Annotated in this window: 16 protein-coding genes; 15 read left to right on the top strand and 1 reads right to left on the bottom strand. The window is 30.4% G+C overall.

Annotated features, from left to right (window positions below; translation table 11 throughout):
* Positions 1–39: 39 nt before the first annotated feature.
* The 7 genes from HYG84_RS02150 to nagB all read left to right on the top strand — a co-directional run bounded on the left by HYG84_RS02150 (position 40) and on the right by nagB (position 7,472).
* Positions 40–939 (top strand): phosphatidylserine decarboxylase, encoded by a 900-nt coding sequence (locus HYG84_RS02150; protein ID WP_212380389.1) that lies wholly within the window; start codon positions 40–42, stop codon positions 937–939.
* 196 nt (positions 940–1,135) lie between these two features.
* A complete protein-coding gene (murQ, locus tag HYG84_RS02145) occupies positions 1,136–2,038 on the top strand; it encodes an N-acetylmuramic acid 6-phosphate etherase (RefSeq protein WP_212380387.1) in 903 nt (300 codons plus the stop codon).
* A gap of 16 nt (positions 2,039–2,054) precedes the next feature.
* The gene (locus tag HYG84_RS02140) at positions 2,055–3,413 is read left to right on the top strand and encodes a PTS transporter subunit EIIC (protein ID WP_212380385.1); all 1,359 of its coding nucleotides are present in this window, start codon (positions 2,055–2,057) and stop codon (positions 3,411–3,413) included.
* Positions 3,414–3,527: 114 nt separating this feature from the next.
* The gene (locus tag HYG84_RS02135) at positions 3,528–4,568 is read left to right on the top strand and encodes a DUF871 domain-containing protein (RefSeq protein WP_212380382.1); all 1,041 of its coding nucleotides are present in this window, start codon (positions 3,528–3,530) and stop codon (positions 4,566–4,568) included.
* 39 nt (positions 4,569–4,607) lie between these two features.
* Entirely contained in the window at positions 4,608–5,441 is an 834-nt protein-coding gene (locus tag HYG84_RS02130; RefSeq protein WP_212380380.1) for a MurR/RpiR family transcriptional regulator, read from the top strand.
* Between the two features lie 52 nt (positions 5,442–5,493).
* Positions 5,494–6,636, top strand: a complete 1,143-nt coding sequence (gene nagA, locus HYG84_RS02125; RefSeq protein WP_212380378.1) for an N-acetylglucosamine-6-phosphate deacetylase — start codon at positions 5,494–5,496, stop codon at positions 6,634–6,636.
* Positions 6,637–6,743: 107 nt separating this feature from the next.
* Complete coding sequence (nagB, locus tag HYG84_RS02120) at positions 6,744–7,472, top strand: glucosamine-6-phosphate deaminase (RefSeq protein ID WP_212380376.1); 729 nt, start codon at positions 6,744–6,746, stop codon at positions 7,470–7,472.
* Between the two features lie 224 nt (positions 7,473–7,696).
* Here nagB and HYG84_RS02115 read toward each other — a convergent pair whose 3' ends face one another.
* Positions 7,697–8,269 carry a rubrerythrin family protein gene (locus tag HYG84_RS02115; RefSeq protein WP_212380374.1) on the bottom strand — a complete coding sequence of 191 codons (573 nt, stop codon included), beginning with the start codon at positions 8,267–8,269 and terminating at the stop codon, positions 7,697–7,699.
* Between the two features lie 287 nt (positions 8,270–8,556).
* On the opposite strand from HYG84_RS02115, the gene HYG84_RS02110 reads away from it, so the two are divergent.
* The 8 genes from HYG84_RS02110 (at position 8,557) to HYG84_RS02075 (ending at position 16,945) form a co-directional block, all read left to right on the top strand.
* Positions 8,557–9,531 carry a 3'-5' exoribonuclease YhaM family protein gene (locus tag HYG84_RS02110; RefSeq protein WP_212380372.1) on the top strand — a complete coding sequence of 325 codons (975 nt, stop codon included), beginning with the start codon at positions 8,557–8,559 and terminating at the stop codon, positions 9,529–9,531.
* Between the two features lie 70 nt (positions 9,532–9,601).
* A complete protein-coding gene (locus tag HYG84_RS02105) occupies positions 9,602–9,835 on the top strand; it encodes a hypothetical protein (protein WP_212380370.1) in 234 nt (77 codons plus the stop codon).
* Positions 9,836–9,919: 84 nt separating this feature from the next.
* Complete coding sequence (locus tag HYG84_RS02100; RefSeq protein ID WP_212380368.1) at positions 9,920–10,792, top strand: helix-turn-helix domain-containing protein; 873 nt, start codon at positions 9,920–9,922, stop codon at positions 10,790–10,792.
* A 41-nt stretch (positions 10,793–10,833) separates the two neighbouring features.
* Complete coding sequence (locus tag HYG84_RS02095) at positions 10,834–11,532, top strand: transglutaminase-like domain-containing protein (RefSeq protein ID WP_212380366.1); 699 nt, start codon at positions 10,834–10,836, stop codon at positions 11,530–11,532.
* Positions 11,533–12,210: 678 nt separating this feature from the next.
* Entirely contained in the window at positions 12,211–13,377 is a 1,167-nt protein-coding gene (locus HYG84_RS02090) for a bis-aminopropyl spermidine synthase family protein (protein ID WP_212380364.1), read from the top strand.
* A gap of 184 nt (positions 13,378–13,561) precedes the next feature.
* The gene (locus HYG84_RS02085; RefSeq protein ID WP_212380362.1) at positions 13,562–14,350 is read left to right on the top strand and encodes a hypothetical protein; all 789 of its coding nucleotides are present in this window, start codon (positions 13,562–13,564) and stop codon (positions 14,348–14,350) included.
* An 82-nt stretch (positions 14,351–14,432) separates the two neighbouring features.
* Positions 14,433–15,113: a response regulator transcription factor gene (locus HYG84_RS02080; RefSeq protein ID WP_212380360.1), complete on the top strand. Its 681-nt coding sequence runs from the start codon at positions 14,433–14,435 to the stop codon at positions 15,111–15,113.
* Positions 15,110–16,945, top strand: a complete 1,836-nt coding sequence (locus HYG84_RS02075) for a HAMP domain-containing sensor histidine kinase (protein WP_212380358.1) — start codon at positions 15,110–15,112, stop codon at positions 16,943–16,945. Before HYG84_RS02080 ends, HYG84_RS02075 begins: the two co-directional genes overlap by 4 nt.
* Positions 16,946–16,952: the final 7 nt, after the last annotated feature.

Genomic DNA, 16,952 nt, shown 5'->3' with positions numbered 1-16,952 from the left:
GCTAGATTAAATATAAGACATAAAAAGGGTGATTGGAGTATGGATATATATTATATTGATAGGAAAACAGGAGAAAGAAAAAAGGAAGTTGTAGCAGGTGATAGATTTTTAAGATGGATGTATAATACATATTCTGGGAATTCTATGCTACGGTTAGTTGTAAAAAAGAAGTTATTTTCATCTTTATATGGTAAACTTCAGGATATATCTTTTAGCAAAAATAAAATTTCATCTTTTGTTAACCAATTAAATATTCAAATGGATGAGGCTGAAATAGAAGATATATTAAAATATAAAAACTTTAATGATTTTTTTGCTCGTAGACTTAAAAAAGATGCAAGGCCTATTTGCAATGAAGCAGGTAGTTTAGTATCTCCCGCCGATGGCAGGGTTTTAGCCTATGAGAATATTAAGATGGATGAAATAATTCAGGTTAAGGGTTCTGTATATAGATTAGAAGAGCTTTTTCAAGATACTAAGTTAGCTCAGCAGTATGATGGAGGTACATGTGTTGTTGTAAGACTATGTCCTTCAGATTATCATAGGTTTCACTTTCCAGACAGTGGAATATCCTATTACAGTAAAAAGATAGATGGTAACTATTATTCTGTTAATCCTATAGCCTTAAAGAAGATAGCTAAAATTTATTGTGAAAATAAAAGAGAAATTACCCTATTTAACTCAGATAATTTTGGACAAATGGTACTTATTGAAGTAGGAGCTACATGTGTAGGGTCTATAATTCAAACCTATGAAGAAGGTAAGAAGGTTGAAAAAGGAGAGGAGAAGGGCTACTTTAAGTTTGGAGGTTCCACAGTCATTATGTTTTTACAGAAAGATAGTGTGAAAATTGATGATGATATTATTAAAAATACAAATGATGAAATAGAGACTAAGGTAGATATGGGAGATAAGATAGGAAAAATTTATTTGGCATAAATTATAATGGCTGACTTAGCCATTATTTTTTTGTTAAAAATTAGAGTTAGGTAAATAGTTTTTGTCGAAAAATGAATATTAATATGCAATTATGAAAAAAACTATCAATTTTATAAATAAAGTTTGAAATATATTTTCAAGGGTATTATAATATTAATATACAAAGAGACTAAATTTTTAGAATAGAGGATGAAATATGGAACTCAATTTATCAAAATTAATAACTGAGGGTAGAAACCCTAATACTATGAATATTGATTGTGTGTCCACAGATGAAATGATTAAGATGATTAATGAAGAAGACAAAAAGGTAGCATTAGCTGTAGAAAATGAAATTTCGAATATTGCAAGAGCAGTAGATGCAATTGCAGAGAAGTTAAAGGAAGGTGGAAGACTGATTTATATGGGTGCAGGCACCAGTGGAAGAATTGGAATTTTAGATGCATCTGAGTGTCCACCAACCTATGGAACAGATCCTTCTATGGTGCAAGGATTAATTGCTGGAGGACAAAGCGCTATACTAAAGGCAGTAGAAGGAGCAGAGGATGATGGAGTAAGGGGAGTACAAGATTTAAAAGATATTAATTTTAATATTAAAGATGTAGTTGTGGGTATTGCTGCTAGTGGAAGAACTCCCTACGTTGTAGCTGCTTTAGAATATGCTAATGATATAGGTGCAATTACAATTGCAGTAAGCTGTAATCCAAATTCAGACTTAGCAGAGGCTTCACAAATTTCGATAGCACCAATTGTTGGTCCAGAGGTAGTAACGGGTTCCACACGAATGAAAGCGGCTACAGCACAAAAAATGGTATTAAATATGCTATCTACAGGTGCCATGATTAAATTAGGTAAGGTATATCAAAACCTTATGGTAGATATGCAGGCATCAAACTTAAAATTAGTTGAACGAGCTATTCGAATTGTAACACAAGCAACTGCTATATCTAGAGAAGAAGCAGAAGAAGTATTACAAAATACTGAGTATGATGTGAAGTTGGCAATACTTATGATTGAATCTAAGCTTTCAAAGGAAGATGCAAGAAAGCTTTTAGATGTAAATCATGGATATATTAGAAAGGCTTTAACAAATATATAAAGAGGGGAGAATTTATATGAGTAGTAAAGCTCCAAACAAAATTGATATTCTTTCTAGAAGTATTATCAACGAGGTAGGTGGAGGTAGTAACATTAAAACTGCAGTAAATTGTATGACAAGATTAAGAATGACCTTAAAGGATGAAAGCAAGGTTAATCTGGATGCTCTAAAAGCTGTGGAAGGTGTTATGGGGGTAGTAAAATCTGATGGGCAACTACAAGTAATTGTAGGTCCAGGAACAGCAACTAAAGTTGCTGAAGAAGTAAGAAAAATTGCTGGTGTATCAGAAAATATCAAGTTTGGCGAAGCTGACAAAGTAAAGAGTGAAATGAAATCTAAATATGGAAGTTCATTAAGTGGACCATTAAAGAAGATTTCTAATATTTTTATTCCTCTTATTCCTGCTTTTATAGGCTCTGGTTTGATTATGGGTATTAATAACCTAATTACAAAGTGGGAATGGGTACAACCAGGAACATTAACCGCCCTATTAGGTATATTTGGTAATGCAGTATTTGCTTATATGGCTATAATGGTTGGTATGAATGCTGCAAAAGAATTTGGTGGTTCTCCAGCTCTAGGTGGAGTTATGGCTGGTATTCTTCTTGCACCAGGCTTAGCAGATGTTGAACTTTTTGGTAAGGCACTAGTACCTGGTAGAGGTGGAATCATTGCAGTTTTATTAGTAGTTGCATTTTCATCTTTTATAGAAAAGAAATTAAGAAAATCTATACCGGAATCATTAGAATTAATATTTACACCTCTTTTAACTATACTAATTTCTGGCTTTGTTGCAATGATAGTACTCCAACCTTTAGGAGGAATGATTTCAGATGGTATAGGTAATGTTGTTACAAGTGCCATAGAAACAGGTGGACCTGTTGTTGGAGCTCTTTTAGCTGGTACTTTCTTGCCACTTGTAATGACAGGACTACACCAAGGATTAACACCAATACATGCAGATTTAATTACTAAGCTTGGTGTAAACACACTTCTTCCTATATTAGCTATGGCAGGGGCAGGCCAAGTAGGAGCAGCTTTTGCAGTATATGTGAAAACTAAAAATGAGAGATTAAAGAGAACAGTAAAAAGTGCTTTACCTGTTGGTATTTTAGGAATAAGAGAACCTTTAATATATGGTGTTACCTTACCTTTAGGAAGACCATTCCTTGGAGCTTGTATAGGAGCCGCATTTGGTGGAGCATTTAATGCAATGTTTAAAGTTGGATCTATTAGTATGGGATTATCAGGTCTCCCTTTAGCAACTTTAATAACTCCAAATAAAATTGTATTCTATCTTCTAGGTGTTGTAATAGCTTATGTAGCAGGATTTATTGCAACTTCTTTATTAGGTTTTGAAGATCCAGTTGAGTAAATTTTAAAATATAAATTTAAATAATTATTTAAAATAATACAGAACGAGAAATCAAATCTCTTCTGTATTATTTTATAATATAATAAAACCAAATTTTGAGGAGGTTTACTAATTATGATAGGAATTTCAATTTACAATGGAATGAACTCTACATTGGAAGAAAACTTAAAATATATGGAATTAGCTAGTAGCTATGGAATTAAAAAAGTATTTACATCCTTTCATATTCCAGAATCTAATAATAATGTATACGAAGAATTTAATGAGATACTAGACAAGTCAAAAGAACTAGGAATGGAGCTAATAATTGATATATCTAAGGGTTATATGGATAAAATAGATATAGAAAAATACTCTATACATGCTCTAAGATTGGATTTCGGATTTACTATTGAAGAAGTAGCTAATCTTTCAAATACACTTCTATTTAAAGTACAGCTTAATGCTAGTACTGTTTCAGAAGAGTATTTAAATCAATTAATAGAGCTTAAGGCTAATCTTAAAAATATGGAGGTTTGTCACAATTATTATCCTAGAAGAGATACTGGTATTTCTTATGAACTAATGCTTGAGCGCAATAGAGTGTTTAAATCTCATGGCATGAATGTAATGGCCTTTATTCCATCTCAAGTAGGAAAAAGAGGCCCTATATATGAAGGGCTACCGACTATAGAATCCCATAGAGATATTGATCCTATCATATCGACTCAGCATTTATTGAAAGGATATGTAGATGAGGTTTTAATAGGTGATCCATTTGCATCTAAAGAAGAGCTAGAGAGATTATCCAAAATTAAAAGCGATATAATAACTCTACCAATAAGACTATTTGGAAAATTATCATCATCAGAAGAAGAAATATTAAAAGGTATTCATACTAATAGAATGGACCCTGGCGAATTTGTTATCCGCTCTCAAGAAGCTAGAATTAAGAAAAAGTCTGTAATTGATCCAAGAAATACAATAGAGAGAGAGAAATACTGTGTTACTATAGATAATAAAGGTTATTTAAGATATGAAGGAGAATTGCAAATTCTGAAGAAAGATATGAAAAGAGATGAAAGAATAAATGTTGTAGGTGATTGTAAGAATGCAGGACTACTCATTGATTTAATTAAGCCAGGGGATAGCTTTGAATTCACAATCATAGAGTAACAGTAGAACGGAGTTGATAGATTGAGTTCCATATTAAAAATGAGGGAAGTATTTAATGAATTAACACCATCGGAGAAAAAAATTGCTAATTATATATTCAACAATAGTGAAAATGTTTCAAAATTATCTACTGGAGAATTAGCTGAGGTATCCAAGACTAGTGCTGCTAGTATTACTAGGTTTGCCCGAAAACTAGGGTTTGATGGTTTTCAAGAGCTCAAAATAGATATAGCAAAGTCTGTAGCTATAAATGGAAATACTGGAGATGACAGTGTATACGAGGCAGTAAGGATCCATGATAATACTAGAGAAATAATACAAAAAATTGCACTAGGTAATATAAAGGCAATAGAGGAAACTGTAAGTGTAATAGATGAGGAAGCAATTTCTAAATCTATTACAGCTATAAATATGGCTAAAAAAATAAATATATATGGAGTGGGTGCATCCGGACTAGTAGGTTTAGATTTACAATACAAACTTATGAGAATTAATAAACAGGCAAATATGTTTTTAGACAGTCATACTCAATTAGCATCAGCTATTCATATAAAGAAAGGTGATGTTGCTATTGGTATTTCTCATAGTGGAAGAACATTAGAAGTATATAAGGCATTAGAAGCAGCAAAAAAACAAGGTGCAATAACTATTTCTATTACTAAGTACGGTAAACATCCTATTAGTGACTTGGCAGATATTAATATATATACTGCCAGTGTAGAAAAACATTTACGAACTGGTGCAATTGCTTCTAGAATTGCCCAGCTAACAGTAGTAGATATATTATTTATAGGTGTTGCTAAGGATAATTTTGGGGAAATTACAAGATATCTACAACACACCCGTGAAATTGTGGATGATCTTAAGCTATAGAAGAAAAGTATGTGGATAAATTATTGTAATATAAAATAAGTAGGTGATTTATATGAAAGCATTGCACAATGGAAAGCTAATATTAGGTGATAGTATTGATGAAGGAAAGGTTTTATTATTTAATAATAAAATAGTAGAAATAATAGATGAAAGTCAACTCGTTAATCGCACTGACTTAGAATTGATTGATGCAAAGGGAAATTACATCTCGCCGGGGTTTATTGATATTCATATACATGGCTCTGGTGGATGCGATACTATGGATGGAAATATAGATGCCCTTAATATAATAAGTAAAACTATTATTAAGAATGGAACAACCTCCTTTTTACCTACAACGATGACTATGGATATAGAAGATATTTATAATGCTTTGGATGTAATTAGACAAGGAATGAATATAGATATGGAAGGAGCACAGATTTTAGGTGCTCATATGGAAGGACCATTTATTAATGCAGAGTTTAAAGGAGCACAAAATGAAACCTATGTATTGTCACCCCATATCAAGTATTTACAAGACTATTTAGATGTTATAAAAATTATTACAATGGCTCCTGAGGTTGAGGGTGGAATAGAGTTCATAGATAGAGTATTAGAGATGAAAGAAATTGTTTTATCCATTGGGCATACTAATGCTAGTTATGAAGAAGCAATGGAAGCCATAAAGAGAGGAATACGCCATGCTACCCATACCTTTAATGCAATGACTCCATTGCATCACAGAAATCCAGGAGTTGTTGGAGCAATATTCAATAGCAATATTACTTGTGAATTGATTGCTGATAAGATTCATATTCATCCCGAATTGTTTAAGCTTCTAATGAATATAAAGGGTAAGGATAAATTGATTTTAATTACAGATGCTATGAGAGCAGGTTGTATGAAGGATGGAGAGTATGATTTGGGTGGACAAAAAGTTACTGTTAATGGCGGCAGTGCAAGGCTTGAAAATGGTAGTTTAGCAGGGAGTATTTTAACAATAAATAAGGCTATTAAAAACTTTAAAGAGGCTACTGGATTACCTTTAAATGAAGTTATACAGTTATCAACCCTAAATCCAGCTAAACTATTAAGTGTAGATAATGTTAAAGGGAGCTTAGATATAGGAAAAGATGCTGATATTATTATATTTGATGAAAATATAGAAATACAAAAAGCTTATGTACAAGGAGAAGAAAAATATAATAGGTAATATTTAAAATGTTTTTGTCCACTTTTAATTTCATGTTATAATTAAAGTGATTTTAAATAAAATTTGCAAGAAGAATAAAGTTTAATAGGAAAGAAGGGCGTATTTCAATGAAGATTTATATAGAAGAAAACTATGAACAAGTCAGTAAGAGAGCGGCCTTAATTATGGCTAGTCAAGTTGTTTTGAAACCAGACAGTGTTCTAGGTTTAGCCACAGGTAGTACTCCAATAGGAATGTATGAAGAATTAATAGCTATGTACAAAAGAGGAGAAATAGATTTTTCTAATGTGACTACATTTAATTTAGATGAATATTATAAACTTCCAATAGAAAATGAAAATAGCTACTATTCATTTATGATGAATACACTATTTAATCATATCAATGTAAAGAAGGAAAATATCCATCTGCCTAATGGAATGACTGAAAGTGTTGAAGAAGAATGTAAAAATTATGAGGAAAAGATTAAAGAAGCAGGCGGTATTGATATGCAGCTGCTAGGTATAGGTGGAAATGCACATATAGGCTTTAATGAGCCTGCATATAAGTTAAGTGTGGATACTGATATAGTTGATTTAACACAAAAAACTATTAAAGATAATAGTAGATTTTTTGATAATGAAGAAGATGTACCTAAAAAAGCTATTTCTATGGGGATTGGTTCAATAATGAAAGCTAAAAAGATAATACTATTAGCCAGTGGAGAAGGCAAAGCTGAAGCCATTAGAGATATGACTAATGGATACATTAATACTAAAGTACCAGCTTCTATTTTACAGGCTCATCCAGACGTTACTTTAATTATTGACAAGGATGCGGCAAAGTTAATTAAATAAGAAAAAACCTTCCTATAAACATTAAATTAAATAGGAAGGTTTTTTATAGTATAAGAGAGTATACTCTCTTATACTATAAAAAGTAGGGGTTGTAGGGGATGAAATCCCCTGCCCGTATTAAGGAAGGTGCTCAGACAGCTTTGCTGTCGTCGAAGGAAACCTAGGGTTTCCTAGCGAAAGCATCGAAGATGCTTTTTTATGTATTAATATGTTAGTAATTTATATTAAGCTTCTGCACAGACAGCTTCAGTTGCGAATGTTTTAAACATATTAACTCCTACTTTACATACAGGACATGAATCAGTTAAGTCACCTGCTAATGTGTGACCACAAACATTACATACATGAACTGTATCTTGATCATAATCTACTCCACTATCTACAGCAGCTTTAGCAGCTGAGAATAATGTAATATGAGTTTTTTCAGCTTCAATAGCATATTTAAATGAACGTAAGCTTCCTTTTTCACCTTGTAGTTCTGCAACAGCCATAAAAGCTGGATACATTTGTTCTACTTCATGTTTTTCACCATTAATAGCACCTTGAAGGTTTTCAGATGTAGTTGTTAATCCAAAACCTGCACCAGCAGTAACATCTGCATCTCCTACTTGATCTTTAAGTTCTCTAAAGTGGTTATGGGCATGTACTTGCTCAGCATAAGCAGTAGCTATAAATAAGTTTCCTACATTTGGAAATCTTTCTTTTTTAGCGAATTCTCCCCATGCTAAATAGCGCATATGCGCCATGCTTTCTCCCCCGAAAGCAGATTTTAAGTTTGATGATGTCATTGCGTTCATATAATCTCCTCCTAAAATAAATTTACATATGTTTTTCTTATATGTCCATAAACATATCTACCCTAATTAATATTTATTAATCAAATAAATTATTACTATTAACATCATTTACTTAAACTTCCAAATATCAAAGTACCATGGCAGGATTTAGGCATATTATATAGAATAAATATAGAAGGTCAGAAAGATATGGTAGTATATTAAAGAATTTTATTAGAGCTGCTACGGTGTTAATATTGGCAGCGATTTTAGAAAAGATAAGACGTAATTTATTATAGGAGGTAAACATGAGTATAAAACAATTAAAGGATATTAATAAAAGTTATATAAGTCAAACCTTTGAAACTACAGTTCTAATGAGTGATATAAAGGTTAAGGCATCAAAAAATGGAAAGCGGTATGCTGACCTTATAATACAGGATTCTTCTAAAGCTATGGAAGCAAAATATTGGGATTATGAAGAAAATGAAGAGTTTATAAATTCACTATCCCCAGAAGATGCTATCAATATAAAAGCTGTTGTAGGAGAGTATCAAGGTCAAATTCAAATTACTATTAAACAGATTGAAAAGGCTAATATGGATAATGTAAATATAGGGGACCTTATTCCAACTAGTAATTGGGGAATAGATAGTATGAAAAATGGACTGGACTTTTTCTATGAAAAAGTAAAGAGTTCTCATATGAAGAAGTTAATTGATAGAATGATTTTCTCTAGCGACTATTTTAAAAAGTTTTCCACCCATCCTGCCGCGAGGCAAGTTCATCATAATTTCTATCATGGGCTACTGCAACATACTCTAGAAGTATTAAAGTTTGGTTATACAGTGGCTACTACTAAAAAACTGTCTGAAAGACAAATAGAACGCTTAATTGTTATGACAATGCTTCATGACTGGGCAAAGATTATAGAGTATAAAGCACTTCCAAGTGTTGGTTTTACAGAAGAAGGCACTATGCTAGGTCATATATTTTTAGGTGCTCATACTACTCTAAATGTTATAAATGAAATAGAAGATTTTGATCAAGATGATAAGCTTATTATTTTAAATGGTATTTTATCACATCATGGGCATTTGGAGTTTGGTTCACCAGTACTGCCTAAAACAGTAGAGGCTCAAATTCTACACCAAGCAGATAAAATGTCGGGGGATATTGAAAGTATAATGTCATTTATGACAGATCAAGAAAACGAAGAGGACACATTTACAACTAAGCTATGGAATATGGGAACGGATTATTATAAAAAAGGTATGAAATAGTTTCTATAATAATGGATTATTAGGGGTATAGAGTTATAGAGGATATAGAATTGTTGTAGGGGGGATAGCATTGGATATAGCTAGTTTTTTCATATTAATAGTATTTTCAATACCTATATATGGACTATTAATATGGCAATATATAGAACCTGAAGAAAGTTTTTTGTGGGGTAGAAGATGGATGTATGAAGAAGAACCTGAACCAAGTGAAGAGCTTATAGAATACTATAAAAAAACAGCTATTATAGGAATTGTGTTTATGACAATTGTAATAATAATAAGTTTTATAAAGTTATTATTATAAATTCACCTTTTTTAGATTGCCTATAACACTGATTTATTATATAGAAAATATAAGAGATAGTATTTTGAAAGGGGATAATTCATATTGATTCATAATTCTAATGAAAAATTAGTTTTATTTGATGCCGAAGATCATATTACATTTCTTACAAATAAAGTGGATACTGATTATCATAGTCACAACTATATTCAGATTACAATTGGGTTAGATAAACTAAGGCTCAGTTCAGATAAAGCTTTTGCCCCCAACTCAAAGTTGTGTAAGTGCCCTGCGGGTATATCTAGGAATTGTAAGTCATCAGATAAAAATTTTAAAATTTATACAGAGAAAAATGAGTTTTATACAAAAGGAGTTATTCTGAATTCCAATACTAGTCATAAGTTATATGGTTATAATGAGTGGCAATTATATTTATTAATTAATCCAGAATCTGTTTTTGGAGAAACATTAAGATTAAAATTTTTACAAGAAAAAGAAATCTATGTTTTAGAAGAAGAAGATATAGATAAAATTATTTTACTAGATATTCAGTCAGTACCAAGAATTATTAGTTCGGAAGAATATAGTAAATTTATAAAAGGACTAAAAGAAGTTTTAAACATACCAATTTATAATTCAGATTGCAAGATAGATACTCGTATACAAGAGATTTTAAGCTATATAGAAACCTACCCTTTAGATAAGTTATCTGTTAAAGACCTAAGCAATGGGATTTTTTTATCAGAGAGTAGATTATCCCATTTATTTAAGAAAGAAATTGGTATATCTTTATCTAGCTATATACTTCATGAAAAATTAAGAAAAGCCTTTCATTTGATATTTAAAGGGTTAAGTATTACTGATGCAGCTATTGAAGCTGGATTTAGCAGTTCTTCTCATTTTACGAATAGTGCTCGTGATAAACTGGGAATGACTCCTAGCGCAATTATAAAAAACAGCAGATATTTGCAAGTATGATAATGAGAAACCCTTTATAATTAAATAAAAAGGGTGATTAAATGGAAACATATTTAAAACCAACAAAACTATTAGACTTTAATACTCCAGATATTGAGCATTTAATAAAAAAAAGAAAATGGAATTATTTAAACCAGGAAGAAAAGATTGCGCTAGCATATGATTTTGTAAGAAATGAAATTAAATTTGGCTATAATAGTGGAGATGATATATCTGCCTCTGAAGTATTAAGAGATGGATATGGGCAATGTAATACAAAGAGTACTTTATTAATGGCATTGCTGAGGGCTTTAGGTATCCCATGTAGAATTCATGGTTTCTTTATTGATAAAAGGATGCAGAAAGGTGCATTAACAGGAATTACTTATTTATTTGCTCCTAAAAAGATTGTTCATGCTTGGACTGAAGTATATTTTAATAATCAGTGGATAGCTTTGGAAGGCGTTATTATTGACGATAAATATCTTGATCAAGTAAGAAATAAACTTTGTAATGTTAATGATGGATATATAGGATATGGTATTTCTGTAAAGGATAAAAAAAAGATAAGTCTTTGTTGGAAAGGAGAAAGCACATATATTCAAAGCTTTTCTATTATGGAGGATTTAGGCTTATTCAATAGCCCTGATGACTTTTTTATCCAATATAACAATACTAATAACAAAATTAAAAGTCTCTTATTTAACATTTTACGAAAAAGAATAAATAAAAGATTAGATTTAATTAGAAGTGATAGATAATGTGTAAGGACAATATAGAATTGGGCTCAAATATTATTGATATAAATTTTAAAATACTAAATGCAGAATAATTAAATATGGTAATAATATGATAATGAACTAATATTTGCAATATTTATTTCTATATGTTATAATCCAAGTTAGAAATAAGCAAAAAATAAAGGGAGAGAATTTGATGTCCGAGGTTGTTCTTAACTAATCAACTGAATAGTTGTTTCTTAAAAAACTTTTAAACTTGATTTACATCAAGTCTATTTCTTGATGAGTTTTTTAAGAAGAAGTTAGGAACACGGATAGAATTCAACCTTATAATATATTAATAAACCGTGCTTTTGTACGGTATTTTTATGTCAAAAAATAAATTTTATATACTATATTATCCTTTACTGATAATTTACTCATTCTAAATTTTTACTGGCTTATTTTTAATCATGAATATAGCTATTAAAAATTTTTATGAAGGATTTAATAACTCAGATTAAGGTTAAAATAGAATATTGTTTTGACATATATTATAAAATATAAAAGGCTGTAGTGACTTTGTGTTGCTATGGCCTTTTTTATTGTCTAATAAAGTATTTTTTATAGGTTTAAATGTAGTAATAAGAGTATTAAGCAACTGAAATTTCTAGAATATATGTGAAAAAACTAAAATCAATATAAAATGGAGTGATATTAATGATTAACTATATACAAGAGGTAAATAAAAATGTAAATATACAAGAAGGAAAGCAGGCAATAGAAAATATATTGTTAAATATATATTTCAAAGAGGGTATTTCTAATAAAGAATTGTCAAGAAATAATCTTTTACCTATACCTGTGATTGTAGCCATAAAAAAAGAATTCATTAAATATGGTTTACTAGTTCAAGACAGAGGAGTAAGACTAACTAAAGAAGGATTAAGTTTCATAGAAAATAGGCTAGGCTTTCGTGGAATAAGAAAGGACCTATATATGAAATTATTGAAGGAAACATGGGAAGAAGAACAAGAGATTACTGAAGTTAAAAGGACATTAAGTGAAGTGTTTATAAATCGGCCCTTGGCGGATGTTACTATAGATCAGTCAAAATGTACTTTAGATACAGCTGTAAAAAGAGCAGTGTTATGTCTACAAAATTACGCACTAGTAGGTAGAAACATTTTATGTGTAGGAGACGATGACTTAGTAAGTGTTGCTTTAGGTTTTTTACTTAAGAAGCTATTTGCTAATATAGAACACTGTAATACAACTATTTATGTAGTGGATATTGATAATAGAGTCCTTACCTATATAAAAGATATTGCTGAGAAAGAAAGGCTGCCTATTAAATGTGTATGTTCAGATTTTAGAAAGCCATTATCAAAGGATTTTACAGAACAATTTGATTGTTTTTTTACTGATCCTCCTTATACTTTAGATGGAATGAATTTATTTCTTTCAAGAGGGATTGAAGCTTTGAAAAAACAAAATGGTCTTCCTATTTTTCTTTCTTATGCCCACAAGTCACCAGATTTTGAATTTGCTATGCAGCAATGCTTCGTAGATATGGGACTTATAGTTTCTAAGGTTATGACTAGATTCAATACCTATGAGGGGGCTGAAATAATTGGTAATACGGGGCAGATGATAGTTCTTAAAACTACTAGTAAGAGCAAGACATTAATGGAAAGTTTTTATCAAGGTCCTCTTTATACTGGAGAACTTAAAAAAACAGTTCGACTTTATAAGTGTAAGAGTTGTGGCCAAACTATTAAAGTGGGTCTTTCAGAGAAGATTAAAACGATAGAAGAACTAAAATCAAAAGGTTGTAGTAAATGTAGTAATCAAACATTCAATCTAATTGATAAAAATAAGCTTTAATAAAGCTAAGAGCATAAGCGTCTTAACGTTCAGTGGGAGTAAAAGCTGACTCTAAATTGAGTCTTAGTTTGTCTGTAACTTTATAATATTTCATTAAAAGTTCTATATTAGTACACAGAAAAGACACAACAAAGTATTAAACTAAAAAGTGTAAAACAATAAAAAAATATTAGGAGGAATAAACATGAAAAGAATTTTATCAACAGCGTTACTATTAACTTTATCAAGTTCATTAATTGCTACACCTGTATTTGCGAATGAGGCAAATCAAAATGTAAAGTCAACCAATGTTTTATATGCAAATCAAGAAATGGATCTACATGTTCTAGAAGGTACGATTAAAGATATTAGGGAATTTGATTTAGTAGTAGAAGATTCTGAGGGGAAAGAGTATGTTGTACCAATATTAGGCTTTAAAAATCTAGAGGAGTACCAAACTGCTAATGTTGAAGTAGGACAGAAAATCTTGTTAAAAGGAATAGATCTTTCTGAATCAAAACCTGGTATATTAGTAAAGGCAATTCATGCTGATGATATTATACATTTTGATACTAATGATTTAGAAATTGTTGAAACAGATGAATTTAGAGATAAGGTTATACCGAATTTTAAAATAACAAAACAACTAGATACAGAAGCTGCAACAGCAATAGATGAAGCAGATTTAGATGATATGAAAACTAAGAGCAGTGGAGCTGTACGCATAAAATCAAAGTCGGATTTTGATGAAAATAAAGTACAAGAATTAAGAAACATAGGTATACTTGAAAAGGGTAAAAACATATCCAGTGAGGATCAAGTGCAATTTGGCAAAGCTGTAATGATAGATTCAGAAGGTACAGAAGGCATGGCTGTAAAAGTTACTCCATTTAGTGATAATATGTTTATACCTCAAGAAATTACTATTAATGAAGTAACTATAAAATTACCTATGATGACAAAAAGTATAGAAACTGCTAAAACCATAAATTAGTATAATATAAAATGAAGTTTATACCTACTTATACGATATAATTATAAGTAGGTATTTTTTTCGAAATTTAGGAGGAGCTTTTATGTATAGAAATTTATTATTGATAGAAGATGAAAAAAGAATGAGAGAAATATTAGTGGACTATTTCAAACGTGAAGATTTTACAATATTTGAAGCAGCTAATGGAAGAGATGCCTTAGAGATATTTGATACTAACAGTATTCATTTAGTGATTCTAGATATAATGATACCAGAAATAGATGGATGGTCTGTATGTAAAAGGATTCGAAAGGAATCGGGAGTACCTATTATTATGCTAACTGCTAGATCTGATGAAGATGACAAGCTTATGGGATACGAGTTAGGGGCAGATGACTATATGACTAAGCCCTTTAGCCCAAGAGTATTAGTTGCAAAATCAAAAATGCTTCTTAAAAGAGCTGAAGGAAATGTAGTTAATGATAATGGTTTAATTTTATGTGCAGATATTGAAGTTAATAAATTATCCCGTACGGTTAAAGTAGATAATGAGCTAATAGAACTTGCTCCGAAGGAATTTGATTTACTAGTGTATATGATTCAAAATAAAGAAATGGTATTAACAAGGGAGAATATCTTAAATCATGTTTGGGGATATGACTACTTTGGAGATTTGCGTACTATTGATACTCATATAAAAAAGCTAAGATACAAACTAAAGGATAAGGCGAAATATATTAATACGGTTAATAGAGTAGGCTATAAATTTGAGGTGAACGAATGAAAAGAAATAGTATTACCTTTAAGCTTTTTATAATAACAACTATCTTCTTTATATTATTTTTTATGATTGTAGTAATTAGCCAATCCATGTTTTTTGAAAAATTTTATATAAATCACAAAATCAGTAAATTGGAAAAGAATTTAGAAGAGTTCGCTAAAAAATATAATAAAGAGGGTTGGGACCAAATAGCAATAACGAAAAATATTAGTAATTTTATAAATAATAATAATGCTCAAATTGCAATATTAGATGATAAGGCTATAACTAGGCATATTCCACTATTTAATCTAATTATTGAAACAGAAGATAAAAATGAAGTAATGGTTCCTTTAAACAATATGATTTTAATGGAGACAATACAAAAATTAAATCTTTCAATAGGAGATCCAATCGTAATTAAAGGAGTTTATTCAAATAATGAACATAATATTATATATCCATCTAGTATTCAAGGTAAGGAAAATAGTCTGGAAGTATTAAAAAAAACACCAACTAGTTTCGCCGTTAATATCAGTAACCTTAGGAAAGAAACGATCCGGATAGATATGCGAGAAATTAAAGGAAATATAGTAGAATTAAATTTTCCAACACAGAAGGATTTTATTATGCCATATAGAGAAGATATGTTTTGGTCTGCAATGGATAATTGGTTTTGGATTTCAAAGAGTGATGGTTTTGCCATAGAAAATGAAGAAATAATTAGCTATAAATACAAAAGTCCTATGAATGGAATAGATAATATTGTTATGATAAAACCTATTTTCGATAAGGGCGAATTAAAGGAAATGGTATTTACTATGTCTTCTCTACAGCCTGTAGGTGAGGCAATAGGAGTAATGAAGGACTATTATATTTATGGATTTTTAGTAGCAATATTAATAATTATTATTTTGTCTTATATTTATTCTAAGCTTATAGCTAATCCCCTAATAAAAATAAATAATGCAGCCATAAAAATGGCGGAATTAGATTTCTCAGTAGAATGCAATGTTAGATCTAATGACGAAATTGGAAATCTAGCTAATAGTATAAATATATTGGCTTCAAATCTAAATAAAAACATGAAAACTCTGCAGGATACAAACGAGAAGCTTAGAGTTGAGATAGAAAAAGAACGGACCTTAGAGAGAATGAGAAAAGAATTTGTATCTAGTGCTTCACATGAATTAAAAACTCCATTAGGAATTATGAGAGGTTTTACAGAAGGGCTTAAAGATGAGGTTGCAATTGAGAAAAAGGATTACTATATAGATGTTATATTAGAAGAGATCGAAAAAATGGATACTCTTGTATTAGATATGCTAGATTTGTCTAAGCTTGAGTCTAAAGCATATCTATTGGTAGAGGAAAACTTTTATATAGATTTACTAATACAATTAGTAGAAAATAGGTTTATGCAACAGTTAAAGGAAAAAGATATTAAAGTTAATTACATGTATAGTACCGAAGAAATTATGGTTAGGGCAGATAAAAAAAGAATAGAGCAGGTTATAACCAATATTATTAGTAACGCCATAAGACATACGAAATTAGGAGGTTTTATTAACATCGGCATAAGGAAATATAATGAAGATGAAATTTATATCACTGTTGAAAATGAAGGAGATGGGATTCAAGAAGACAAGTTAAATCATATTTGGGATAGATTTTATCGTGTAGAGGAATCAAGAGATCGTGAATTTGGAGGAACAGGACTTGGATTATCAATTGTGAAGAATATTTTAGAACTTCATAATAGTGATTATGGTGTGAAGAATACGGAGAATGGTGTGATGTTGTATTTTACACTAAGGTTAGCTGTTGAAAAAAATTATATAAAAGCTGATTTATAGGTATAGG

The sequence above is a fragment of the Alkaliphilus sp. B6464 genome (genome assembly GCF_018141165.1).
In the GTDB taxonomy this organism is placed as follows: domain Bacteria; phylum Bacillota; class Clostridia; order Peptostreptococcales; family Natronincolaceae; genus Alkaliphilus_B.
This window is presented reverse-complemented; position numbering and strand designations above follow the sequence as displayed.